Genomic DNA, 23,489 nt, shown 5'->3' with positions numbered 1-23,489 from the left:
ACGGCCTGGCGCCGCTTCCCCGGCGCTTCATGCCCGGCTAGCCTCCTTTTGCCGTGATCCCCGACGCCTGGTCCGCGCTGCGCGGCCTCTCCATCCGCCCTGCCGCCGACGCGGGCCTCATCAACACCACCCTCGTCGCCGGCGACCCGCCCCGCTTCGTCGTCCAGCGGGTCCACCCCGTCTTCGCCCCCGAGGTCCACCACGACATCGAGGCCATCACCGCGCACCTCGCCACCCGCGGCCTCACCACGCCGCGCCTCGTCCGCGCCGACGACGGCGCCCTGTGGGCCCGCGACGAGAGCGGCGGCGTCTGGCGGGTGATGGACTTCATCCCCGGCCGCACCCTGCACCGCGTCTCATCCCCCGCCCTCGCCCGCGAGGCCGCCGCCTTCGTCGCCCGCTTCCACGACGCCCTCGACGACCTCACCCACGACTACCGCCACATCCGCCCGGGCGCCCACGACACCCCGCTCCACATGGAGCGCCTGCGCGACATCGCCTTCACCGATACCCCCGCGCCCGAAGGCCCTCCCGCGCGCGACGGCGCTCCTGCGCCTGACGACGCCCGCGCCCTCGCCGAGGCCATCCTCGATGCCTGGCGCACGTGGCACGGCCGCCTCGACCTTCCCCCGCGCCACTGCCACGGCGACCTGAAGATCTCGAACCTCCGCTTCACGGAGGACGACCGCGCCCTCTGCTTGCTCGACCTCGACACCCTCGCCAGCTACCCCCTCGACGTCGAGCTGGGCGACGCCTTTCGCTCCTGGTGCAACCCCACCGGCGAGGACGTCACCGACACGCAGTTCGACGTGCCCATCTTCGCGGCCGCCGTGGCCGGCTACACCGCGGTGCGACCCTTCACGGCCGAGGAGCGCGAGGCCCTCGGCGGCGCTGCCGAGCGCATCGCCCTGGAGCTCGCCGCGCGCTTCTGCCGCGACGCCTTCGACGACCGCTACTTCGGCTGGGACCCGACCCGCTTCCCCTCCCGCGTCGCGCACAACCTCCACCGCGCCCGGGGCCAGCTCTCCCTCGCCCTCTCGGCCCGGCGGCAGCGCCCCCTGCTCGAACGCGCCCTGCTCGAACACCCGCGGCGCTGAGCACGCGCTGGGGTGAGCCCCCGCCGCGCTGAGTACCCACAGCGCACGGCGCTGGACACCCGCGGCGCGGCGGAGGACACGCGCCCCCCGCCGCCCTCACGTCTCACGGCTTCGTCATGCCGCCGGTCTGCGCGATTGCGAAGGCGTACTGGTCGGCGCCCTTCTCCACGGCCGACCGCACCAGGTCTGCGCCGCCGTGGCCCGCGTTCTTCTCGATGCGCAGGAGCACCGGCCCCCCCGTGGTCGCCGCCTGCATCGCCGCCGCGAACTTGCGCGCGTGCATCGGGTCCACCCGGTCGTCGCTGTCGGCCGAGAGCAGGAACATGGCCGGGTACTTCGTCCCGGCCTTGACGTGGTGGTACGGCGAGTAGCCGTGGAGCACCTTGAACTGCTCGGCGTTCTCCGCCGAGCCGTACTCGCCCGTCCACGTCTTGCCCGACCCGAACAGGTGGTAGCGCACCATGTCGAGCAGCGGCACCGCGCACAGCGCCGCCGCGAACAGGTCGGGCCGCTGGGTCACCGCCGCCCCCATCAAGAGGCCGCCGTTCGACCCGCCCTGGATCACCAGCCGGTCCGGCCGCGTCACCTTCTCGCGCACCAGGTACTCCGCCGCCGCGATGAAGTCGTCGAACGTGTTCTGCTTCGCGAGCAGCATCCCCGCCTTGTGCCAGTCCTCCCCGTACTCGCCCCCGCCGCGCAGGTTGGCCACCGCGAACACGCCCCCCTGCTCCAGCCACGGGTACATCGACGACATGAAGTGGGGCGACATCGAGACCAGAAACCCCCCGTAGCCGTAGAGCAGCGTCCGGGTGCTCCCGTCGCGCGGCATGTCCTTCCGCCGCACGATGAACATCGAGATGCGCGTGCCGTCCTTCGACGGGAAGAACACCTGCTCCACCACGTAGGGCGAGGAATCCACCGGCACCTGGATCTTCGCGTACGTCTCCGTCTTCCCCGTCTTGATCGAGGTCGAGAAGATCTCCGGCGGCGAGGTGTACGACTCGAACGAGAAGTACGCCTCGTCCTCGTCGGGCAGCCCGAGCGGCCCGCCCACCGTCCCGATCCCCGGAAGCCTGAGCTCGCGCACGAGCTTGCCATCGAGGGCCCGGAGCTCCACCAGGCTGGAGGCGTTCTTCAGGTAGCCGAGCGCGAGGTGCCCCCCGATGATCGAGAAGCTGTCGAGCGTGGCGTCGGCGCGCTCCTTCACCACCTCCTTCCAGGCCGCGCGCTCGGGCCGGGCCGGGTCCACCTCGAAGACGCGGTAGTGGGGCGCGTCCTCGTCGGTCATCACGTAGAAGCGGTCCTTGTAGACCTCCGCGTAGTAATGGGCCTTCTTGCCCACCACGAGCGGCACGTCCTTGGAACCGCCCGTGCCGGAGGCGCCGCCCGCGCCGGCCGCGCCGCCCTTGCGCAGGTCGCGGAAGTAGATGTCGTTCGTGGCCCAGCCGTGCTGCACGGTGAGGATGAGGAAGTGGCCGTCCTTCGAGAGCGTGGCGTCCACGAACGTCGAAGGATCGCCCGTCCGCTCCCGGATCACCCGGTCCTTCCTGGGATCCTCGCCGAGCTTGTGGAAGCGGATCTCCGCGTAGCCGGGGCGGTCCGCGGTGGGCACCGCAGGATCGGTCGGCAGCCAGACGTAGTAGAACCCGTCCCCTGCCGGCGTCCACGAGGCGCTCGCGTACTTCGCCCCCTCGATGACGTCGACCTCCGACTTCTTGTTCGTGGCCACGTCGAGCACGTGCATGGTGGCCTCGTCGGAGTTGTTGCGCTGCACCTTGTAGGCGACGCGCTTGCCGTCCCACGAGGGGTGCCACGAGCCGAGCGACACCGAGCCGTCCTCGCTCCAGGTGTTGGGGTCGAAGAGCACCTTCTCCTCGCCCTTCTGGCCGTCGCGGAAGTAGACGACGGACTTCTCCTTGGTCGCGTGCCGCCGTGAGTAGAAGTATCGCCCCTTCCGGTGGCGCGGCGCCGACACCGCGTCGATGTAGTAGAGCTCCTTGAGCCTCGCCGCGAGCGCCTCGCGCCCGGGCAGCGCGTCGATCTGCGCCCGGGTGAAGTCGTCCTGCGCCTTCATCCAGGCCTGCACCTCCGGCGACTTCACGTCCTCCAGCCACCGGTAGGGATCGGCCACCTCGACGCCATGCAGCACGTCGCGGATGGGCACCGTGCGGGTCGCCGGGTAGGCGAGGCGTTCGGACGAAGCTGCGGACGGGGGAGTGTTCGGGGGAGTCTCGGGCGTGGAGGACATGGGCGTCGAAGACATGGTTGGAGTTTCAGGCTGCCCCGCGCCGCCGCAGGCGCCAGCGCAGAGGCCGAGGAGCACGAGGGCCGTGAGTCGCACGCCGCGAGCATACTCGCTCGATGGCAGCCCGGGGCTGCACAGCCGACGGATTTGACGGGCCTGCCCCCCCCAGGCGCGCCGGGTCTCACGAGGAACGCACGTCCCTTCCGCCCCACCCGGAGCCGGTACCGGCAGGGCCCCACGCTCCACGAACCTCCCGCGCCGCCTGGTAAGCTACGCGGCTTGGGCAAGCTGCCTCGCCGCCGAGCTCCGTGGAGAGCATGAGCGCCATCACCCGCGCGCTCGCGCTCGTTGCGGCCGTGCTCACCGCCGCCTGCGCCTCGCCCCCTGCCCCCCCTGCCCCCCGCGCGCCCCCGGCGCCCGGAGCCACCGCCACCGTCCGCGCCGCGTCCCTCTCCCTCCCCGCGTCCCTCTCCCTCCCCGCGTCCCTCTCCCTCCCCGCTTCACCTTCCGCCCCCCCATCCGCCGCATCCGCCGCCTCTGCCACGGCCGCCGCGCCCCCCGGAGCCCCTGCCGCTTCCCTTCCACCGCCTGGCTCCCCTGCACCGCTTGCCCCTCCTCCGTCAGACCTCCCCGCCACCGTCCAGCCTCCGGGCGACCGCCCCGCCTTCGTCGCCCACGGGCCGCTCACCGAGCGACGCGTCGTGATCTACCTCCACGGCCGCTGCGGCGATCCGCTCGCCTACCGCGCCTGGGCCGCGGCCATCGCCACGCGCGCCACGGTGGTCTCGGTGCAGGGCGACGTCCCCTGCCCCGACCGCCAGCGCACCACCTGGAGCCACGACCTCACGGGCCTCGACCGCCGCATCACCCGGGCCCTCGCCGCCGTCTCCGCCGCGCGCGGCGCCGCTGGCTCCTCTGACACGCCCGCCGTCCCCCTCGACGACACCTCGCTCACGGTGGTCGGCTACTCCCTTGGCGCCTCGCGCGCCGAGGACCTCACCCGCACCTTTCCACGCCGCTACCCCCGCACCGCCCTCGTCGCTGGCCCCCTCGCCCCGGAGGCCCGGAGCTTCGCGCGCGGGAGCGCCGTGGCCATCGTCGCCGGCGCCCTCGACCGCCGCGACCATCTCCAGCAAGCCGCAGCCAGGCTCGCCACCTCGGGCGTCACCGCCACCTACCTGGTGCTCCCCGGCGCCCCTCACGGAAAGTACGGCCCCGACGCCGAGCGCATCATGGGCGAGGCCCTCACCTGGCTCTTCGCCCAGGCCCCCTGACGCACGCAGCGACGCGCCTCGCGCCTCGCGCCTCGCGCCTCGCGCCCCGCGCCCCGCGCCTCGCCTCAGCCCCGCGCCGCGTCCGCCACGTCGAGCGGCAGCCGCAGCGTGACCGTCGTCCCCGCCGACTGCGCGCTCGACACCTCGACGCGCCCCCCCAGGAGCGCCGCCAGCCGCTGGCTGATCGGCAGGCCCATCCCCGCGCCGCCCTGCTTCCGGTTCACGGCGTTGTCCACCTGCTGGAAGTCCTCGAACAGCGCCCCCCGCTGCTCCTCCGGGATCCCGATCCCGGTGTCGACCACCGACAGCACCACCTCTCTCGTCTGCGCCTCGAACGCTGCCCGCAGCGTCACCGAGCCCTCGCGCGTGTACTTCAGCGCGTTGGTGATCAGGTTCAGGAGGATGTGCTTCACCTTCGCCCGGTCCGTGCGCACCGCGGGCAGCTCCGCCGCGACCTCGGTGCGCACCGCGAGCCTCGAGCGGGCGATGGCCGGCCCCAGCTCGTCGAGCACGCCCTCGACGATCTCCTCGATGCGCACCTCCCCCACGAACACCGGCATCTTCCCCGCCTCCATCCGGGAGACGTCGAGCACGTCGTTCACCGTGGAAAGCAGCGCCCGCGCGTTCTCGTCGACGCGCATGAGCATCCCCCGCTGCCGCTCGCTGAGCCCACCTCCCAGCCCCTGCAGCAGCATGCTGGTGTAGCCGAGCACCGCGTTCAGCGGCGTCCGGATCTGGTGGGACATCCCCGCGAGGAACTGCATCTTCATCCCCGCCGCCTCCTCCAGCGCCACCCGCTGCTGGCTGAGCATCTCGCGCTGCCGCGACAGCTCGGCGCCAGCCTCGCGCCCCTCGCAGGATTCGCGCGGCGCCTGGACATCCCCTCCCGCACTCGCCGCACTCGCCGCGCTCGTCGCGCTCCCAGCGGGCGAGACCGCAGCCGTCTCGATGAGCATGGCGCCCGTAGCTCCCCCCACGGTGAGCTTCCGCAACAGCACCCCGAGGAGCCACTGCACGTCACGCTCTGCCGGCGCCTCCAGCAGCCCGGTGAGCAGCACCCCGACGGGCACCCTGCCCCCTGGCCCGTGGCCCACCAGCGGATGCGCCAGGAACTGCGCCTCGGCCCTCGACCTCGTCGGGCCTCCTTCGAGGTCCACCCACTGCGGCGTCTCCGCGGCGAGCGCTGCCACCACCGGGTGTTCACTCCGGTCGAGGTCCAGCGCGAGCGCGTCGACCACGTCCCGCGCGACACCCCGGCTCGCCACCGCCGTCAGCCTCTGCCCCGCAGGATCGACGAGCGCGCACACCACCTGCCGCACCCCGGCCTGCTCCTCCAGCCAGGCGACGGCATGCCCCACGCATGTCCCCGGATCTCCGGTCCCGAGAAGCGCTTCCAGGAGCGCGAGCCGCTCCTCCGCGCGGCTCCCTTCTCCCTCTCGCTGGGCGCTGCGCTCTCCTCTGCTCTCCCCTCCCGCAGGCGCCTCGCTCCGCGGACTGCGCGCGCTTCGCGAGCTGCGCGGAGGTGAGGTGGACGCGAGCGATGGCGACGGCGTGACCGCCTCCCACAGCGCCCTGGCCGTGCGCGCCGCGCCTTCCAGGAAGGGCCGTGACAGCGCCATCGCCCCCGGCAACGGGCCCGCTCCCGACAGCGCAGCGCTCCCGTCGCGCGGGCCCCTCACGCGCTCACCCCCCGCCCGGGAAGAGGGGTCAGGTCACGCACCGCGTGCAGCTCGCGCCACGGGCGGTAGTAGGGGTTCGGCAGCGGCATCCCGTGCGTCCTCACGAACGGGTGGAGGCGCAGCACGTCGGCCACCGTGTCGGTCACCTCGCGCGCCGCGTTGAAGGCGCACACCCGCGTGAACGGCACGCCTCCCAGCGTCTCCACCTGGAGCTGCGCTTCCAGCGCCGGCGCCAGCTCGATGGCCGGCACGTCCGCGAGCAGGTAGGTCATCTCCATCGCGAGGCGCACCGGAGCCCTCGCTCCCCCGCGCCCCACCACCACGCCCCGGATCCCTGCGCAGTCCTCCCCGCACCCCCCCGTGAGCCGCCGCCCCGCGTACGAGGCACACGCCGACAACCGCGCGAGCGCCCGCGTCGCGTCGAAGCTCCCGCCAGGGAAGAGCACCTCCGACGCCGTGGTGATCTCCAGCCTGCCCGAAGCCGAGGCCGCGTCCACGTCGATCCCCCGCGCACGGAGCGCGGACGCGATGGTCTCCTTCGGCAGATCGTCCGCGAGGTAGACGACCCGCTCGCCGGCATCGAGCGCCGTCACCAGCGCGGGCGCCATCGCATCGAGCAGCTCGTCGGCCGTCCAGTAAGCGATTGCGTCGGAGATGAACCGGCTCATGGCAACGAACGTGCTTCCCCACCTGAGCACCGTCAAGGAATGGGGGCTTTGTTCTGAACGAACAATGCACCCTCCTCGGGAGAATACGGACTGCGTTTCATGCCCGCGCCGTAGGCGCACCACCGTGTGCTCGGCTCGACAGTGCTGCGCAGTCTCAGGTGTAGCGCCTGACCCACGGGTGAGGCGCGCCGTGACGCGTCAGCCGCTGGTGCCGGTGCGGGAGGTGGAACGGCGACGTCCCGTGGTCTTGTGCACGCCGGGGCGACGGGCTGCCTTGGCGTGTGTCCGGTGGGCCACCGCGGTGCTGCGGGGTCGCGCCTTCTTCGTGTTTTCGCTCGCAGCTTCGCCCGTGCTTTCGCGGGTGTCCTTGCTGCTCCCGCGCTTCGTCTTGCCCCGCGCCGCCTTGCCGGCGGACTTGTCAGAAAGGCTGCGCTTCAGCGCCTCGAAGAGGTCGACGATCTTGGCGGGCGGCGCCTCGGGAGCCACGGTGACCTCCTCGCCGGCGATCTTCTGATCCACGGCCTCCAGCACCCGATCGCGGTACTCGTCGTGGTAGCGCCCGGGGTCGAAGCTATCCACGGCGAGCTGGTCGATGAGCCGCTCGGCGAGATCCATCTCCGCCTGCTTGAAGGGCACCTTCCGCGGATAGTCGACGTCGCTCATCGAGCGCACCTCGTCGGCGTAGTGGAGCTTGTGCATGGCCAGGCCGCCCTCGTAAGGCCGCAGCAGCACGAGCTGGTCCTGGCCGCGGGCCCCGTACCTGCCGATGGCCAGCCGCTCGGTCCGGGTCATGGCCTGCGCGAGAAGCAGGTAGGCCCGATCGCCTCCCTTGCCTGGCCCGAGGTAGTGGGTGTCCGAGAAGTAGGTGAAGTCGACCGCCGACTCCGGGACGAACTCCAGGATGTCGATCCGGTCAGACCGCTCCCCTTCGAGCTGCTTCAGCTCCTTCTCCGTCAGCGTCACGAACTGGTCCTTCGCGTGCTCGAAGCCGCGCACCAGCTCCTTCCTGCTGACCACCTCCTCGTCCGTCGGGCAGACATACTGCATGTGCACCCGCGTGCCGCACTTCTCATGCAGCATGTGGAACGAGACGCGGTGCGAGGTCGTCGCGGTATAGATCTTCACAGGGATCGTCACGAGACCGAAGGAAATCGTGCCGGAGGCATTCGCGCGCAGGGCCATGATCGGCATCCTAGCGGGGTACATGCCAGGAGCTTCCCTCCCATGAAACTGGACGAATACAGGAGAAAGCGGGACCCACGCCGTACGAACGAGCCATTCCCGAGCGCCGACGAGGAGCGGCGAGCGCGCAAGAAGTCGTCACCTGCGAAGAAAGAAGGCACCCACGAGGGTGTCTATGTGGTGCATCTGCACGACGCCACCCGCCGCCACCACGATCTGCGCATCCAGGTGGGCGACGTGCTCGCAAGCTTCGCCGTGCCGCGCGGCCCGAGCCTCGACCCCAAGGACCGCCGCCTCGCGGTGCGCACCGAAGAGCACCCCTTCAAGTACATCGACTTCGAGGAGGTGATCCCCGAGGGCAACTACGGCGCGGGCCCGATGATCCTCTGGGATCGCGGCAAGATCCGGTACACGAGCGGCTCGGCCGAAGAGGGGCTCGACAAGGGTCACCTGGACATGGAGTTCGCGGGGGAGAAGCTCAAGGGCGCGTTCACGCTGATCCGCACCTCGGACAGGGGGCGCGAGGGCGAGCGCACCACGACCGGCAAGGAGCAGTGGCTGCTCTTCAAGAGGTCGGATGCCTACGCGGCACCCGGCACCGATCTCGTCGCCGAGGCGCCACGCTCGGTCCTCAGCGGGCTCACCGTGGAGGAGCTCGACGCGCAGGGGACGGCCCACCCGGAGGAGCACGCTCCCCAGGGGCGAAAGCAGGCAGCCAGGAAGACGGCGGCGAAGAAGGCCACCAAGGCCACCAAGGCCACCAAGGCCACCAAGGCCACCAAGGCCACCAAGGCCACCAAGGCTGCCAAGGCCACCAAGGCCACCAAGGCCACCAAGGCCACCAAGGCTGCCAAGGCCACCAAGGCGACCGGGGCGACGCTGACGCCCTCCAGATCGCTGGCGCACGCGGTCTCCATCAGCCACCCGGACAAGGTGCTCTGGCCGGGGGACGGGATCACCAAGGGGGACCTCTGCGCCTACTACGAGGCGATCGCCCCGGCGATGCTGCCCTACCTGAAGGACCGCCCGCTGATGATGGTCCGCTACCCCGACGGGATCAGCGGCAAGCACTTCCACCAGTGGAGCGTCCCCCGCGGGGCGCCGAGCTGGATCCGCACCGAGCGGCTCCCGACCGACGACCCGTCGGACCCGGTGGACACCATCATCGTCGACGACGTCGAGACCCTCCTCTACGTCGCGAACCTCGGCGCCATCGAGCTGCACACCCTCGCCGCGCGCGTGTCCGACCTGAAGTCCTGCGACTTCTTCACCATGGACTTCGACGTCAAGCAGTCGTCCTTGAAGGCCGCGATCCCCCTCGTGGTCACCCTCGGGGAGATGCTCGAGGACGTGGGGCTCGAGGGCTACCCCAAGACCTCCGGCAAGAGCGGCATGCACGTGCTCGTCCCGCTCGGTCCCGGCATCCCCTTCGAGGCCGCGAGGATGCTCGCCGATCTCTTCGGCAAGATGCTGGTCAAGCACGACCCGAAGTCCGCCACCATGGAGCGCCGCATCGCGGGCCGCGGGGCGCGGGTCTTCATCGACACGGGGCAAACCGGCAGCCACCGCACCATCGCCGCGGCCTACAGCCCCCGCGCGAACGCCGGAGGCACGGTCTCCATGCCGGTGCACTGGGACGAGGTGACCACCCACCTCGACCTGGCCGCCTTCACCCTGCTCACCGCGCCCGAGCGGGTGGCCCGGGAAGGCGAGCTGCTCAAGGGCCTGTTCACCGCGCGACCCGACGTCGCGGCCGCCGTGAAGAAGCTGGAGCAGAGGTCCCACGGCGCGCGGGCCGGCTGACCCGGGCCGCAGGCGAGTCCCGCGGCAGGGCCCGGGGAGGAAAGCGCGACGTGCCCGCTCCTCCAGCGCACCCTCTCGCCCGCGCCTGGCATCTCCAGAGAAAGAGGAGGTCTCATGCACCCGGATGTCCGCAGCTTCTTCGAGGGCTACGTCGCCGCCTACAACCGCTCGCTCGGCGATGCCGTCGACGCCACGGCCATCCGCAGCCACTTCGCGGAACACTTCCTCGGCGCCGGCCCGAACGAGGTCTCCCTCGGCAACAACGACGGTAGCTTCACGGAGACGCTCGAGCAGGGCTACGCGTTCTACAGGTCCATCGGCACGCGCCGCATGCGGCTGCGCGACGTCGCCGTCACCCCCATCGACGATGCGCACGTCATGGTGCGGGTCTTCTACGGCGCCGACTACGCGCGGCCCGAGAGCGGCGAGCCCCTCACCATCGACTTCGACGTCACCTACATCCTCCAGCTCCGGGAGGCGGGCCCCGTGATCATCGCCTTCATCGCCGGCGACGAGATGGCCCTCTACGAGAAGTACGGGCTCAAGCCGGCGGGTCAGCCGTCCGGAAGCCCGGACCCCGCACGCGCGACGTGAGGGTGCGCGCTGGCGGACGCCTCAGCGGAAGTACCAGGCGCCACCCTCGCGTTCGAGCCGGATGGGGTCGCGCTTGTGCTCGATGCCGCCGCGGCCGTCGTAGCGCTGCACGGTGGCCTGGACCTCCGCGCTCTCGCCGTCGATCGTCTCCTGCCCCAGCGTGAACGAGAGCACGGTCAGCTCTTCGAGCCGCGCCTCGCGCCCCGCCATGCGCTGGCGGTGCTGCGGCTTGAAGCACGAGAGCATCCCCTGCAGGTCGCGCGCCTTGCTGGCTTCGAGGAACGCGGTGACGACCTGGCTCGGCGTCGCCGCCGGGTGCCCGCACGCCTTGGCCCCGGGCGGCAGGGGCGCCGCGGCCCCCCCGTCATCCCCGGCATCCGCGCCGGCATCCGCGCCAGCCTCCGTGTGTGTCGCCTCACCGGACGACTTCCGGCACGAGGTCGCGAGGGTGGCCATCAAGGCGAGCACGCCCACACCGAGGAGCGTCCGCCGCACAGCAGGAGAGCTGAGGAGACCCATGAGAGCCGTTCACGATAAGCCGGGAGGCGTCGCTGTCAACGCAAGGCAGGCCGCGTACACCCCGGAGATTCCTCGTGATCTGCCCGGTCTCCGTCCCACAGGACCGTGCCACACCGGTCCTCCACCCTGTCGGCCGCGCGACAGGAACCGTCTGCAACCATGGACGTGCCTTCCTGTCGCACGACAGGTGACGTCGTTCACGCCGGTCGGGGGGTCCTTACACGTGCAAGGTGACGTCGTTCACGCCGGTCGGGGGTCCTTACACGTGCAAGGTGACGTCGTACGCGCCGGTCGAGGGCTCCTGACGCGTGCAAGATGACCTCGTACGCGCCGGTCGAGGGCTCCTGACGCGTGCAAGATGACGTCGTTCACGCCGGTCGAGGGCTCCTGTCGCGCGACAGGTGACCTCGTACGCGCGTGCCCACGTCACCTGTCGCGCGCACGGTGACGTCGTACGCGCGTGACGAGGGCACCTGTCGCGCGCACGGTGAGGTCGGCCGCAGGTGACGAGGGCACCGTGCACGCCTCAAGCCCCCCTGTCTGCTGCTGGCACGCGGCTTGCTGTGATGTCGTTGACGGTTCGAACACCCGAAGCTTACACTCGACTCAAGCGGAGCAAGTCAGCATGACCTTCGAGAAAGACCCTTCTCTCGGTCCGGATGTCGCCAGCTTCTATGGCGACTACAAGGGGACGTTCCGGAGCGAGAATGCACAGGTACGTGCCGACTTCTTCTCGGCTGCAGGCATCCTCGTCGCTTACGTCTCCTTCGGTCGAGGCGTCGACAAGGCGAGCGTGACCGACACGTATCTGGGCGAAATCCGAACCATCGCATCGAAGCTCGGGTTCACCGACAAGTTCCGACTTCTCTTTTCATGAAGGGGAGCATGGCCGCGACAACGATCAGGCTGAGCGTCGACCTCCCCTACCTCTTTCTGCTCCCCGATGGCGTTTATGACGTCGCAGTCAGCAAGGACAGCAAACCGGGGAGGGACTTCAAGAGCGGCATCGGCATCGAGCAAATCGCGCCGGAGGGCGGGGGGAGCCATGCGGGGACGACCCGTTCCCGGGCGTACTTCGATTTTGAAGACAACAAGCCCGGAGACGAAGCGGAACGTCAGAAGACCGCGGAGAAGAAACAGAGGATCTTCCTCGACCACCTCAATCGCCTGATCCGCTGGTACCGGGTCCTGACGCAAGATCCAAGCTTCGTCGAGTTGACGAGATACGGCATCAGCCCGGTCAGGTTTGCCGTCCTCGCCACGCAGGAACCATGGATCGAGGATATCCATCATGCGCCAGGCCCCCCTGGAGCCGTGTCAGGACCAGTTTCGGTACGTCAGCTAGAGGACGCCATCCGGAGAGGGCTCATCGAGCAACAGGAGCCCGAGGTGGCAGACCTCTTCCTGCTCGATGCCGAGGAAGCTCGTCATACAGGCCGCTTCCGAGAAGCGGTGTTGTTCTGCTGGAGCACGATCGATGCGACGTTCAACCGCATCTATGACCAGCTCGTCGATCGCAAGCTGAGCGATGAGTGGGGACAGGGCCGCGATTTCTTCAAAGACAACGACTTCGGCCTGCGGAACAAGATGAGCGCGGCGATGTATCTGATCGCGGGCCGTTCGCTGTTCCGAGAACCCGACAAGCTGTGGGAGAAGCTGACGAGCAGCTACACGAAGCGGAACAAGATCATCCACGCGGGGCAGCTCGCGGATGAGGCAGACGCAGAGCAGACCATCCAGGTGGCTCGGCAGGTCGTGGAAGTCATGCGCTCGATCCTGCGCGACAGCGAGGGCGCGGCATCTGCCGCTGGCAGCCCCGAGGTGCAGGCCCCTCCACCTCGCACTTCCACCTGATACCTCCGAAGCTTGTCAGCCGCGCAGGCGGCGGAGGGCTTCGTCGACGCTGTAGATGACCTGCTCGGTCTCGTCGATGGCGTTGGGCCAGTGGGGCGAGAAGCGGAGGGCGCCATCCGGGGTCGCACAGGTGATGCCGAGGTCGTCCAGCGCAGCGCGGAGGAGGATGACGTCGATCCCCGGAGGCGGGAGGAGGGAGAGCATGGCCGAGCGGCGCGCAGGGTCCGGGGAGCGGAGGCTCGCGAAGCCGCGCTCGACGAGCGCTGGCTCCAGGGCATCGTTGAAGGCGTTGGCATGCGCGTGGATCTGCGCGACGCCGATCTGGTCGATGAGGTCGAGCGAGGCTTCGAGCGCGGCGAAGCCCCCCGCGTTGACGTTGCCCCCCTCCACGAAGTCGGCGCGCTGGCGGATGGGGCGGTCGTAACGGAGGCGGTCCGGGCCTTCGAGGAGGAAGCTGACAGGGTTCTCGTGGCTGAGCCACCCGGCCACGGAAGGTCGAAGCGCGGCGAGGCGCTCGGGCCGGATGTACACGAAGCCAGCACCTTCGAGGCTCATGAGCCACTTGTGGCTGCCACAGGCGAGGTAGTCGATCTGGGCCGCGCCGACATCGACGGGGACCGCACCACACGCCTGGACGGCGTCGACACACAGCTCGGCACCATGGGCGCGACAGAGGGCACCCATCTCGGCGAGGGGCATGCGGAGCCCAGTCTGGAACTGGACGGCGCTGGTGGCGACGAGGCGCACCCCACGGCGCAGCTCTTCTTCGAGTCGCGCGAGTCCGTCGCCGTCAGCGGTGCGGAAGCCGTCGAGAGGAAGGAAGACAGGTTCGAGGCGAAACAGCTCCGCCGCCCGGAGCCAGGGGGTGACGTTGGCCGGGAACTCGCCCGTGAAGAGAACGATGCGGTCGCCTTGACGCCAGGGGAAGCAGAGGGCGATGGCCGTGAGGCCCGCGGTGGTGCTCTGGACGAAGCCGATGTCCGCACCCGTGGCCCCCACGAGGCGGCCCAGTCTGTCACGGAGGCGGAGGCGCTGGGCATGCCAGCGGGGATACGCCGCAGAGCCGAGCTTGGCGTACTCGTCGAGGTACGCGATGACCGCGAGGCGCACCGGCTGCGAGGGCGCACTGATGCCCGCATGGTTGAGGTACACGAGCGGCCGGAGATGCGGGAACAAGCCGCGATCCCCGAGCCGTGCAGTGAACTCGCGCGGCGACGCGCTCTCAGCAGTGTGACGCATACTCCGTTTTTATATCAGGGGCCTGCGGCCCCTACGCTCCCGTTGGTCGGTACTGCGTACCCTGGATCAGGGGCCTGCGGCCCCTACGCTCCCGTTGGTCGGTACTGCGTACCCTGGATCAGGGGCCTGCGGCCCCTACGCTCCCGTTGGTCGGTACTGCGTACCCTGGATCAGGGGCCTGCGGCCCCTACGCTCCCGTTGGTCGCTACCCGGCGTTCGTCGCCGCACGGGGAAGGTCAGCGCGGGCGCGGGGGGCGGGGGTTGTCGCGCGGGTGGCGGCGGGGCGCGGGAGGAGGGGCGTCACCCGGGCGGGCTTCGGGGGCGCGGCCCTTGGGGTGGGCGCGGGACATGCGGATAGGGAGGGCGCCCTTGCCCGTCGCCGGAGGGACGAGGCAGCGAGGCTTGGTGCCGATGAGGTCTCCGCGGCCCGCCTTGATCAAGGCCTCGCGGGCCTCCTCGTGGTGCGCCGGGTCCCAGTAGAGGAGGAGCGCTTTCTGGAGGCGCTTCTCGCGCATGTCGTGGGCCGTGTAGACAGGCTCGCGCGTGAAGGGGTCGATGCCCGTATGGTACATGCAGGTGGCCATGGACATCGGGGTGGGGATGAAGTCCTGCACCTGGCGCGGGCGCATGCCGTTCTCTTTGAGGTAGAGGGCGAGGTCCACCATGTCGCGCAAGGTGGCGCCAGGGTGGCCGGAGATGAAGTAGGGGACCAGGTACTGGTCCTTGCCCGCGGCCTCGCTCGCGCACCGGAACTGATCGACGAAGCGCTCGTAGCTCTCGATGCCCGGCTTCTTCATCTTGTCGAGCACGTCCTTCTTGCTGTGCTCGGGGGCGACGGAGAGCTGGCCGCCAGTGTGGTGGCGGGCGAGGTCGCGCACGAACTCCGGGGAGCGCTCGGCGAGGTCGTAACGCACGCCGGAGGCGATGAAGACCTTCTTCACGCCAGCCTCCTCGCGCACCGACTTCATGAGCTGGAGGAGGGGACCATGGTCGGTGTTGAGGTTCTCGCAGACGCCCGGGTACACGCAGGAGAGGCGGCGGCAAGAGGTCTCGATCGCCTCGTCCTTGCAGCGCATCTGGTACATGTTCGCGGTGGGGCCGCCGAGGTCGGTGATGACGCCGCGGAAGTCGTCCATGCGCCGGAGCGCGCGCACCTCGCGGAGGATGCTCTCCGCAGAGCGCGACTGGATGACCCGGCCCTCGTGCTCGGTGATGGAGCAGAAGGTGCACCCGCCGAAGCAGCCGCGCATGGTGACGATGGAGTGCTTGACCGTCTCGAAGGCAGGGATGGGCTCCTCGTACGACCAGTGCGCCGCGCGGGCGAAAGGCAGGTCGTAGAGCTCGTCCATGATCGGGGTGTCGAGCGGGATGGCCGGGGGGTTGAAGTAGACGGCCTCGGCGCCGTGCGCCTGGAGCAAGGGGCGGGCGTTGCCAGGGTTGGTCTCGAACTGAAACGCGCGCGACATCTCCGCGAAGGCCTGCTTGTCGGCGCGGACCTCCTCGTAGCTCGGCAAGACCACGGTCTTGCCGTCCTTCACGTAGCGCGAGGGCTCGAGATGCTCCCACGCGCCCTTGCGGAGGGCGTAGGCCGTGCCGCGGACGTCGCGGATGTCACGGATGCTCTCGCCATTGCGGAGACGATCGGCGACTTCCCATACGGCGCGCTCACCCATGCCGAAAATGAGGAGGTCGGCTTTCGCGTCGAGGAGCACAGAACGACGCACTTGCTCGGACCAGTAGTCGTAATGCGCAATGCGGCGGAGAGAGGCCTCGATGCCACCAAGAATGATGGGAACGCCCGGGAAAGCCTGGCGGCAGAGGTTTCCATAGACGATAGCGGCGCGGTTCGGGCGCAGGCCAACCTGGCCGCCCGGGGAGTACTGGTCCTCGCTGCGGACCTTCTTCTGGGCCGTCAGCTTGTTGAGCATGGAGTCGAGGTTGCCCGCGGTGATGCCCACCATGATCCGGGGGGGGCCCATGCGGAGCAGATCGCTCGTGTCCTGCCAGGGTGGCTGGGAAATCATGCCCACCCGGTAGCCGCGCGCTTCGAGGAAGCGGCCGATCAGGGCGCCCCCAAAGGCCGGGTGGTCGACGTAGGCGTCGCCGTTGACCAGGAGAATGTCGAGCGCATCCCAGCCGCGCGCCTCCATCTCCTCGCGGGTGGTGGGCAGAAAGGCGCGTAGATCGCGGGGGCGGGAGCGGGCGCTCTTGCGGAGCTGAACAAACTGCACGGCGAGGCCACCGTAAGGGCCAAGACGGCGCGCGGCAAGGGAAACGCCAGGAGCGGGCGGTCGCGAGGGAGAATCTTTACGCGCTCTGGGGAAAGCATCTCGGAGAGGCGCGTTGCAAATGGCGCACGTGTCAGACGAGGGTGCGAGTAAGGCGAAGACGTGCTCTGAATCGTGCCTCAATCATTCACAAAACACAGCAAGAATGGCCTTGAAGCATTGAAGCATACCGATGATGACGGATGTCTCATCGAACGACATGGGGCTCCGTAATCAAGGCACGTGAAGGCTTCATCGAATACCGTAGGCCATTTGCAGCGAATCAGCTGGAGCTCGATTCACACGAATAACATCCCTCACCTGCGCCGGACGCTCCGATCCCTCGGGGTGGCCAAGGTAGACCTCGACGACGTCATGCAGGACGTGCTCCTCGCGTCGTTCACGGCCCTCGACCGCTTCGACGTGCGGAGGTACGCGCGCAGCCGCCGCAGCGAGGGCCGTGAAGGCGACGAGGACGACGACGCAGACCGGGAAACCGGCGCGGACGAGGACGACGACACAGGCCGGAGGAGCCGCTCGGTCCGAGGGAGCCGCGCCGACGAAGAAGGCGATGCACGCGCATTGAGGCTCGCGCTCGATGCAGGGCTCTCACTCGACAGGGACGCGGCAGGCTCCGCACACGATCCCCTCGAGGTCATCCGCGCAATCGCTGCGGGCGACGCATTCGGCGTGGACTGGGCAGGCGGCGCCACGCCCTCTGCCAGCGGGGCCCTGGCGCCTCCCACTGCCTCCAAATCCTGGAGCCCGCTGGGCGGGTGGCTCTTCGGCATCGCATGGCGTCAGGTGAGCCACTACCGGCACCGGGCCTACCGTCGTCGCGAGGTGCTCGCAGGGTTGCTCCCGCCGAGGTCCGGACAGGACGACGGCGGCGAGGCACCAGCCCCCGACACCCTTCTCGCCGAGTCAGAGCGGGTCAGCCTGATCGTCCAGATCCTCGATCGGATCGACATCGAGCGACGGGTGGTCCTGGTGCTGCACGATCTGCTCGAGCTGGAGGTGCCGCAGATCGCCGAGGAGCTGGGCCTGAACCGGAACACGACCCAGAACCGGCTACGGCTCGCACGCATCGACTTCCAGGCGCTCGTGCGGCGCCTGAGCGAGGAGAAGCGGCAAGCGCTGATGCCAGAGAGCGCCGAGGTGGTGCTCCCGGCACGGCGTCTACCCCCCCGGAGACGCCCGAAGAAGCGCTGACGGGCCGCAGCAGGGGACGCGAGGGCGAGGGCGGGGGCGAGGGGCGAGGGGAAGAGGCGGAAGGAGAGGAAGGGGGCGCGAGGGGCGAGGGGAAGAGGCGGAAGGAGAGGAAGCGTCAGCGGTGGACGGCCGTGTAGAGGACGGCGTTGGGGCGCTGGATGCGCAGGAGGAGGCGGCCGTCACGGGTGGCCGCCTCGACGTCGGCGGCGGTGGGCTGCTGCTTGCCGTCGACTTCAAGGAGGATGTCGCCAGGTTTGACGCCCGCACGGTCCGCCGGAGAGTCGGTGGCGACGCCGTTCACGCGGACGACAGTGGCCTTGGTGCCAGGCGGTGAGCGGGGGTCGGCAGCGTCGCGCACCGTGAGGCCGAGGCCAGGTTGCTGCGAGGCCGTGCGCTGGACAGGAAGGACAGGCGGCGGGGGCTCGTTGCGCGATTCGAGGATGACCTTGGTCTGGTAACGCTTGCCGCCACGGTTGACGTCGAGGGTGACGGCCTCGCCCGCGTCGTGAAGGAAGATCTCGCGGATGAGATCCTGGGCGTCGCGCACAGGCTTGCCGAGGATGCTGGTGACGACGTCGCCCGGGTTGAGGTTGGCCTTGGAGGCAGGGCCGCTCGGGCTGACGGTGTTGATGAGGGCACCCAGGGGAGGCGCCGAGGGGATGGCCGCCGCAAGCTCGGGGGTGAGGTCCTGCAGGCCGACGCCAATCCAGGTGCGGTCGACGCGGCCCGTCTTGAGGAGGAGCTCGGCGACGCGACGGGCCATGACCGCGGGGACAGCGAGGCCGATGCCCTGGCCGCGGCTGACGATCATGGTGTTGATGCCGAGGACGCGGCCGTCGAGGTCGACGAGGGGTCCGCCGGAGTTGCCAGGGTTGATGCTGGCGTCGGTCTGGAGGTAGTCCTCGACGGCGTTGACGCCGACGCCGCCACGGCCCTTGGCGCTGAGGACGCCGGTGGTGACGGTGTAGCCGAGGCCGAAGGGGGAGCCGATGGCAACGACCCACGATCCGACCCGGGCCGTGTCGCTGTCGGCGAGGGGCGCTGCGGGGAGGTTGCGGGCGTCGATGCGGAGCAAGGCGAGGTCGGTGGAGGGGTCGCGGCCGACGAGGCGGGCATAGAAGGTGCGGCCGTCGCGGAGGCGTACGGTGATGGCGCGGGCGCCGTCGATGACGTGGTTGTTCGTGAGGATGGCGCCGTCGGCGGAGTAGATGACGCCAGAGCCGACGCCACGGCGCTCGCCGCCACCCCGGAAGAGGCGGAGGGGCGAGGTGTCACCATCACCGACGGCAACCTCGATCTGGACGACGGAGGGGGCGACCTTGTCGACGACGTCGGCGAAGGCGTCGCCAAGGCGGCGGAGGTCCTGGATGGATCCGGAAGCGGCGGCAGCGCCGCGGGAGCCAGGCGCCGAGGTGGCGATGGGAGGCGGCGCTGCGGGGCTCGGCGCCGCGCTCGGCGCCGGGACAGGGCGGCCTGGCGCAGGCTGGGCGTGGGCGAGGCCGGCGAGGGCGAGGGGGAGCAAGAGGGCAAGGGAGGTGACGGGGCGTCGGGCAGTCATGCTTCCTCCAGGCAGCGAGGGTCCCAGGTGCCGTGGCGCTGCACGAGCCGGAAGTATGGCCGGTTTACGGGTCGGCGGGCCAGGCTTCCGTCCCCTCGTCGCGCAGCTCGATGTGCTCGAGGCGGAGTCCATCGGGCGGTGCCGTGATCCCGGCGTCGCGTCGGTCGCGCGAGGCGAGGGCGCGGGCGATGGCCCCCGAGGCGCGTCGGCCGCGGGCGACGTCGACGAGGGTGCCGACGAGGATGCGGACCATGTTGTGGAGGAAAGCGTCCCCTTCGACGTCGACGCGGAGGAAGCGGGCATCCGAGGGGTCCTCGGTGACGTCGACGCGCGCGAGGGTGCGGACGGTGTTGGTGCGTTCGTCGGCGCTGGTGCGAAAGGCGGCGAAGTCGTGGGTGCCCACGGCCTGGGCCGCCTCGGCACGGGCAAGGTCGAGGGAGAAATGCTGGGGGTCGTCGAGGCGCCAGGCGCGGCCACTCCAGAAGGGGTCACGGGTGCGGTCGCGGAGAAGGAGGTAGCGGTAATGCTTGCCGAGGCTCTCGAAGCGGGGGACGAGGCCGGTGCGGACGAAGGCGGCACGGCGGACGGCGATCTCGTCGGGGAGGTGGCGCGCGAGGACACGCGCCCAGCCGCGCGGAGGCAGGGTGGCAGTGGTGTCGAAGGCGACGCGCTGGCCGCGGGCATGGACGCCGGCGTCGGTGCGGCTGGCGCCGCGGATCTCGCGGACGGTGGGGTCGATGGCCTGGACTGCGCCGAGGAGCTCACCGGCGACGGTGCGCTGCTCCGGCTGGATGGCGAAGCCGGAGAAGGGGCGGCCGTCGTAGGCGACCGTGAGCAGGACGCCGCGCGCTTCTGCTGTCATCGCGCGGTCCAGGTGCGATCAGGAGGCGTCGCCGCCGCCAGGGCCACCGCCGCCAGGGCCACCGCCGCCGGCGCCACCGCTACCGGCGGGCGACGCGCCACCACAGATCGAGGTGACGTCGATGGCCTCGCCGAAGCCGTAGAGACACCGCGCCTGCCAGCAGGGATACGAGGGGTCTTCGCCGGTCTGGTAGGGGCTGTCCTGGACCGTGCAGCAGTCCGCGGCTCTGCCCTCGGGGCAGACGGCGAACCGCTGGCAGCCGTCTTCCGCAGGCGTGATGCCATCCGCGCCGACGTTGTTGACACAGTCAGGCGTGGTCCCCTCGGAGCCGCAGGCAGAAGCGAGCGACCCAAGGGCCAGGGCGGCCAGGAGAAGCGCGATCGGGGTGGCGAGCCTGCGCATGCTGAATTCCTATTGCTTGAGGGCCCCGAGGGGAAGGGGGTACTGCGTAGTACTGCGTACCCTGGATCAGGGGCCTCTCGGTCAGGGGCGCGTGTAGAGGGAGACGGCGGTGTCTCCATAGATGCGGGTGGCGTCGAGGGTGAGGAGGTCGAGGGGCGGGGGTGGGTCGCGGCGGGCATGCTCCAGGACGAGGCGGCTGTCCGGCGCGAGGAGGCCCTGGCGGGCAAGGCGCGCGGCGACGTCCGCGGCTGACGCGAGGTCGGCCCAGGGAGGGTCGAGGAGGACGAGGTCGAAGGGGGCCTCGTCGGCGAGGCGGGTGAAGGCGCGCTCGGCCGGGAGGGGGATGACGAGGGCCTCGGCGTCGAGGCCGAGGGCGCTGAGGTTCTGGCGGAGGGCGGTGAGGGCAGGCCGGCCACTCTCGACGAAGACGGCGCGGGCAGCGCCGCGGGAGAGGGCCTCGATGCCGAGGGCTCCCGTGCCGGCGTAGAGGTCGCAGACGCGCCGTCCGCCCACATCGCCAAGCGCGGAGAAGAGGGCCTCGCGCACGCGGTCGGTGGTGGGGCGGGTCGCGGCGCCGTGAGGAGCGGTGAGGCGCCGGCCCCCGAGCCGGCCCGCGATCACCCGCATCCGGGTGCGATGCCGGAGATCACCACCGGTACGTCGCGCTCATGCTGCCGGATTCGAGGCCGACGGAAGGCTGGAAGGTCCAGCCCGTGCCGCTCGTGTCCGCGCTGTCGCCGCTCGTGGCGAGCAGGTAGACGCCGGCGCCCGCAGAGACCGCAGCGAGGGGGAAGAAGATGGCCTGCATGATCTCGAAGGTGCGCGCCTTGTCGCAGTTCTGGGCGACCTCGGCCTCACGAGTGTGGCCCGTGGTGCCGTTGCGCGCGGACTCGCACAGGTTGCCCTGGACCGTGCCCCGGTAGTCCTGGACGGCCTCGTTGTTCCGGGTGCCGTTCACCTGGAAGACGCTGACCAGGCCCACGGCGCCGAGGGCGACGCCGCCGCCGATGCCGACGAAGCCGCCGATGCGGCGCCAGTTGAGCGGTTCGCTGGTGTTGCTGGGGACCGGGGTGAGGACGACATCGGCGGCGCCCGTGGCCTTGGCGTCGACGGTGGCCTCGGCGTCGAAGTAGCCCGTGGCCTTCACGAGCACGCGGTGCTTGCCGGCGGCCACGGGGAAGGTGCCCTCGCCGTTGGTCAAGGCGCCGACGGGCTGTCCATCGATGAAGACCTGGCCGGAGATGGCGCCGGCCTTGATGTGGATCGCACCCTTGGGGGGACCGCCCGTGAGCGCCTGGATGGAGTCGGTGGCGACGCGGCGGAGGGCTTCGTCGTTGGCCTCGGTGAGGTTGGCGCTGTACTCGATGGGGGTGCTGGTGGTGCCCTGGCCCCGGGACCAGAGGTGGAGCTGGCCGGTGACGAGGTTGCCCTTCTGGGTGAGGTTGCCCCAGATGAAGCGGTCGGCCTTGATCTGGTCGGCGATGCGGGACTGGCAGGCCGCGTCGGGGACGTCGCTGCACTTCAAGCTCAGCGTGAGGACCTCGAGCGCGTAGTCGCCCTCGGCGAGGGACCACCCGGGCACCGCCTTGATCGCCGCGCGGAGCGCCTTGGTGAGCGACTCGGCCTGGTCGTAGGCCTCCCCGGTCTGGATGGCCACGACGTTAATGGGGACCGTGTTGGGTCCGGGCTCGTCCGCGGACGCGGGGGCCGCCGCGGCGAGGCATGCCGTGAGGGCCAGCGTGGCTGCGAGACCGGTTCTCTCTGCGCGCTTCATCATCAGGATCAGGTCCCAGTTCGGGTTCAGGTGACACGTTACCTGGCTCCGCACCGCGAACGCAATCTGGCGGCTGGGGCGGGTGAGCACGGGCGAGGACCGTGCGGTGAGGACCGCGCGGGAGGAAGGACGGAGGTGGGGGTGGGGACCGCGCGGAGGAGATGAAGGGCGGGAAACAAGGCAGGGGAGATGCGCCGCGCGGGGACGGGGAAACTGAGGGATCGCGGGCAGGCGTTCGGCTGTTCAGGTGCGGAGAGCAGGGAGGGTGGCGTGCTACGCTGGGCGAGGGGCGTGGGACGCGCCGCAGGACCATGATGGACGCGCTCGACCAGATTCACATCGTGTCCGATCTGCACCTCGGCGGGATCCCGGGGCACCAGATCTTCAACCAGGGCCGCGCGCTGGCAGCCGTCATCGACCACCTCGGCGAGGTGGCGAAGGCGCGCCGGGTGGGGCTCGTGCTGAACGGGGACATCGTCGACTTCCTCGCCGAAGAGGGTGCAGCTTACCTCGACCCGCTGGGCGCCCCCGCCAAGCTGCAGGGGATCTTCGAGGACGAGGCGTTCCGGCCGGTGTGGGATGCGCTCGCAGGGTTCGTGCAAGCGCCCGGCGCGGTGCTGGTGCTGGTGCTCGGCAACCACGACGTGGAGCTGGCGCTGCCCACGGTGACAGAGCTGCTCGTGGGGCGCATCGCCGGAGACGACACCGAGGCGCGGGCGCGGGTGCGCCTCGGCCTCGATGGACAGGGGTACACCTGCGAGGTGGGCGGGCGGCGGGTGCACTGCGTGCACGGCAACCAGGTGGACCCGTGGAACCCCGTGGACTTCAAGGCGCTCGAACGGGTGGCCCAGGCCGTGGAGGCACACGAGGTCCCGCCCGCCTGGGAGCCCAACGCAGGGACCCGGCTGGTCGTGGACGTGATGAACGACATCAAGCTGGAGTACGCGTTCGTGGACCTGCTCAAGCCGGAGACGGTGCCCGTGCCGGCAGTGCTGCTGGGTCTGCCGGCGAAGTACCGGGCGTCTCTGTTCTCGTTCGCGAAGATCGCGGCGCGGCGGCTCTACGATCAGGGGCGGCTGTCGGCGGGGTTCCTGGGGAGCAGGAGCGCCGGGGTGGCAGGGGCCGGGGTGGCAGGGATCGAGGCGCTCGACGGGCGGGAGGCGCTGGAGCTGCTGACGCGGCGCGAGGCGCTGGGTGGGTACGCCGCGGCAGGGAAGCGGACGGCCCTCGGCGCGGGCGGCGCGGGCGGCGCGGGCGGCG

General features: G+C 70.4%; 20 protein-coding genes. 8 read left to right on the top strand and 12 right to left on the bottom strand.

The window, feature by feature from the left end; all coding sequences use genetic code 11:
* Nucleotides 1-53: 53 nt before the first annotated feature.
* The gene (locus CAP_RS09930) at nt 54-1,097 is read left to right on the top strand and encodes a phosphotransferase enzyme family protein (protein ID WP_044239083.1); all 1,044 of its coding nucleotides are present in this window, start codon (nt 54-56) and stop codon (nt 1,095-1,097) included.
* A gap of 103 nt (nt 1,098-1,200) precedes the next feature.
* Here CAP_RS09930 and CAP_RS09925 read toward each other — a convergent pair whose 3' ends face one another.
* Nucleotides 1,201-3,360: a prolyl oligopeptidase family serine peptidase gene (locus CAP_RS09925; RefSeq protein WP_081864728.1), complete on the bottom strand. Its 2,160-nt coding sequence runs from the start codon at nt 3,358-3,360 to the stop codon at nt 1,201-1,203.
* Nucleotides 3,361-3,659: 299 nt separating this feature from the next.
* Here CAP_RS09925 and CAP_RS54925 point away from each other — a divergent pair, with 299 nt between their 5' ends.
* Entirely contained in the window at nt 3,660-4,616 is a 957-nt protein-coding gene (locus CAP_RS54925; protein ID WP_044239078.1) for an alpha/beta hydrolase, read from the top strand.
* A 65-nt stretch (nt 4,617-4,681) separates the two neighbouring features.
* On the opposite strand, the gene CAP_RS44160 is transcribed toward CAP_RS54925, so the two are convergent.
* From CAP_RS44160 to ku, 3 genes are all read right to left on the bottom strand, one after another.
* Nucleotides 4,682-6,295 (bottom strand): sensor histidine kinase, encoded by a 1,614-nt coding sequence (locus CAP_RS44160; RefSeq protein WP_156040658.1) that lies wholly within the window; start codon nt 6,293-6,295, stop codon nt 4,682-4,684.
* Nucleotides 6,292-6,963 (bottom strand): MEDS domain-containing protein, encoded by a 672-nt coding sequence (locus tag CAP_RS09910; RefSeq protein ID WP_044239076.1) that lies wholly within the window; start codon nt 6,961-6,963, stop codon nt 6,292-6,294. Before CAP_RS09910 ends, CAP_RS44160 begins: the two co-directional genes overlap by 4 nt.
* Nucleotides 6,964-7,161: 198 nt before the next feature.
* Nucleotides 7,162-8,145 carry a non-homologous end joining protein Ku gene (gene ku / locus CAP_RS09905; protein WP_197041100.1) on the bottom strand — a complete coding sequence of 328 codons (984 nt, stop codon included), beginning with the start codon at nt 8,143-8,145 and terminating at the stop codon, nt 7,162-7,164.
* 42 nt (nt 8,146-8,187) lie between these two features.
* On the opposite strand from ku, the gene ligD reads away from it, so the two are divergent.
* Both ligD and CAP_RS09895 read left to right on the top strand, forming a co-directional pair.
* Nucleotides 8,188-9,948, top strand: coding sequence for a non-homologous end-joining DNA ligase LigD (ligD, locus tag CAP_RS54920; RefSeq protein ID WP_044239073.1), 1,761 nt, complete (start codon nt 8,188-8,190; stop codon nt 9,946-9,948).
* A gap of 114 nt (nt 9,949-10,062) precedes the next feature.
* Entirely contained in the window at nt 10,063-10,542 is a 480-nt protein-coding gene (locus tag CAP_RS09895; RefSeq protein WP_044239070.1) for a DUF6841 family protein, read from the top strand.
* A 21-nt stretch (nt 10,543-10,563) separates the two neighbouring features.
* On the opposite strand, the gene CAP_RS09890 is transcribed toward CAP_RS09895, so the two are convergent.
* Nucleotides 10,564-11,061 carry a hypothetical protein gene (locus CAP_RS09890; protein WP_044239067.1) on the bottom strand — a complete coding sequence of 166 codons (498 nt, stop codon included), beginning with the start codon at nt 11,059-11,061 and terminating at the stop codon, nt 10,564-10,566.
* Nucleotides 11,062-11,686: 625 nt separating this feature from the next.
* On the opposite strand from CAP_RS09890, the gene CAP_RS09885 reads away from it, so the two are divergent.
* A complete protein-coding gene (locus tag CAP_RS09885; protein ID WP_044239064.1) occupies nt 11,687-11,938 on the top strand; it encodes a hypothetical protein in 252 nt (83 codons plus the stop codon).
* A gap of 8 nt (nt 11,939-11,946) precedes the next feature.
* Nucleotides 11,947-12,915: a hypothetical protein gene (locus tag CAP_RS09880; RefSeq protein WP_044239061.1), complete on the top strand. Its 969-nt coding sequence runs from the start codon at nt 11,947-11,949 to the stop codon at nt 12,913-12,915.
* 15 nt (nt 12,916-12,930) lie between these two features.
* On the opposite strand, the gene CAP_RS09875 is transcribed toward CAP_RS09880, so the two are convergent.
* On the bottom strand, nt 12,931-14,154 hold the full coding sequence (locus CAP_RS09875) for an aminotransferase class V-fold PLP-dependent enzyme (RefSeq protein WP_044239058.1): 1,224 nt from the start codon (nt 14,152-14,154) through the stop codon (nt 12,931-12,933).
* 236 nt (nt 14,155-14,390) lie between these two features.
* Complete coding sequence (locus CAP_RS09870; protein WP_052374656.1) at nt 14,391-16,385, bottom strand: YgiQ family radical SAM protein; 1,995 nt, start codon at nt 16,383-16,385, stop codon at nt 14,391-14,393.
* 384 nt (nt 16,386-16,769) lie between these two features.
* Here CAP_RS09870 and CAP_RS44155 point away from each other — a divergent pair, with 384 nt between their 5' ends.
* Entirely contained in the window at nt 16,770-17,633 is an 864-nt protein-coding gene (locus tag CAP_RS44155; RefSeq protein ID WP_052374653.1) for an RNA polymerase sigma factor, read from the top strand.
* 115 nt (nt 17,634-17,748) lie between these two features.
* Here the strand turns inward: CAP_RS44155 and CAP_RS09860 are convergent, their stop codons facing one another.
* The 5 genes from CAP_RS09860 to CAP_RS09840 all read right to left on the bottom strand — a co-directional run bounded on the left by CAP_RS09860 (nt 17,749) and on the right by CAP_RS09840 (nt 22,319).
* The gene (locus tag CAP_RS09860) at nt 17,749-19,191 is read right to left on the bottom strand and encodes a trypsin-like peptidase domain-containing protein (protein ID WP_044239053.1); all 1,443 of its coding nucleotides are present in this window, start codon (nt 19,189-19,191) and stop codon (nt 17,749-17,751) included.
* Nucleotides 19,192-19,255: 64 nt separating this feature from the next.
* Nucleotides 19,256-20,053 carry a tRNA pseudouridine(38-40) synthase TruA gene (gene truA, locus CAP_RS09855; protein ID WP_044239051.1) on the bottom strand — a complete coding sequence of 266 codons (798 nt, stop codon included), beginning with the start codon at nt 20,051-20,053 and terminating at the stop codon, nt 19,256-19,258.
* An 18-nt stretch (nt 20,054-20,071) separates the two neighbouring features.
* Nucleotides 20,072-20,455 carry a hypothetical protein gene (locus tag CAP_RS09850; protein WP_044239049.1) on the bottom strand — a complete coding sequence of 128 codons (384 nt, stop codon included), beginning with the start codon at nt 20,453-20,455 and terminating at the stop codon, nt 20,072-20,074.
* Between the two features lie 81 nt (nt 20,456-20,536).
* Complete coding sequence (rsmD, locus tag CAP_RS09845; protein WP_044239047.1) at nt 20,537-21,082, bottom strand: 16S rRNA (guanine(966)-N(2))-methyltransferase RsmD; 546 nt, start codon at nt 21,080-21,082, stop codon at nt 20,537-20,539.
* A 19-nt stretch (nt 21,083-21,101) separates the two neighbouring features.
* Nucleotides 21,102-22,319 carry a peptidase associated/transthyretin-like domain-containing protein gene (locus tag CAP_RS09840; RefSeq protein ID WP_231511272.1) on the bottom strand — a complete coding sequence of 406 codons (1,218 nt, stop codon included), beginning with the start codon at nt 22,317-22,319 and terminating at the stop codon, nt 21,102-21,104.
* Nucleotides 22,320-22,540: 221 nt separating this feature from the next.
* Here CAP_RS09840 and CAP_RS09835 point away from each other — a divergent pair.
* A partial coding sequence (locus CAP_RS09835; protein WP_197041099.1) for a metallophosphoesterase occupies nt 22,541-23,489 on the top strand: 949 nt, incomplete at its 3' end.

It is taken from the genome of Chondromyces apiculatus DSM 436 (genome assembly GCF_000601485.1).
Taxonomy (GTDB): domain Bacteria; phylum Myxococcota_A; class Polyangia; order Polyangiales; family Polyangiaceae; genus Chondromyces; species Chondromyces apiculatus.
This window is presented reverse-complemented; position numbering and strand designations above follow the sequence as displayed.

Coding starts and splice junctions, on each gene's coding strand:
- CAP_RS09925 (WP_081864728.1), bottom strand. CDS start 3,360: ATGTCTTCGACGCCCATGTCCTCCACGCCCGAGACTCCCCCGAACACT.
- CAP_RS54925 (WP_044239078.1), top strand. CDS start 3,660: ATGAGCGCCATCACCCGCGCGCTCGCGCTCGTTGCGGCCGTGCTCACC.
- CAP_RS09910 (WP_044239076.1), bottom strand. CDS start 6,963: ATGAGCCGGTTCATCTCCGACGCAATCGCTTACTGGACGGCCGACGAG.
- ku (WP_197041100.1), bottom strand. CDS start 8,145: ATGGCCCTGCGCGCGAATGCCTCCGGCACGATTTCCTTCGGTCTCGTG.
- ligD (WP_044239073.1), top strand. CDS start 8,188: ATGAAACTGGACGAATACAGGAGAAAGCGGGACCCACGCCGTACGAAC.
- CAP_RS09895 (WP_044239070.1), top strand. CDS start 10,063: ATGCACCCGGATGTCCGCAGCTTCTTCGAGGGCTACGTCGCCGCCTAC.
- CAP_RS09890 (WP_044239067.1), bottom strand. CDS start 11,061: ATGGGTCTCCTCAGCTCTCCTGCTGTGCGGCGGACGCTCCTCGGTGTG.
- CAP_RS09885 (WP_044239064.1), top strand. CDS start 11,687: ATGACCTTCGAGAAAGACCCTTCTCTCGGTCCGGATGTCGCCAGCTTC.
- CAP_RS09880 (WP_044239061.1), top strand. CDS start 11,947: ATGGCCGCGACAACGATCAGGCTGAGCGTCGACCTCCCCTACCTCTTT.
- CAP_RS09875 (WP_044239058.1), bottom strand. CDS start 14,154: ATGCGTCACACTGCTGAGAGCGCGTCGCCGCGCGAGTTCACTGCACGG.
- CAP_RS09860 (WP_044239053.1), bottom strand. CDS start 19,191: ATGACTGCCCGACGCCCCGTCACCTCCCTTGCCCTCTTGCTCCCCCTC.
- truA (WP_044239051.1), bottom strand. CDS start 20,053: ATGACAGCAGAAGCGCGCGGCGTCCTGCTCACGGTCGCCTACGACGGC.
- CAP_RS09850 (WP_044239049.1), bottom strand. CDS start 20,455: ATGCGCAGGCTCGCCACCCCGATCGCGCTTCTCCTGGCCGCCCTGGCC.
- rsmD (WP_044239047.1), bottom strand. CDS start 21,082: ATGCGGGTGATCGCGGGCCGGCTCGGGGGCCGGCGCCTCACCGCTCCT.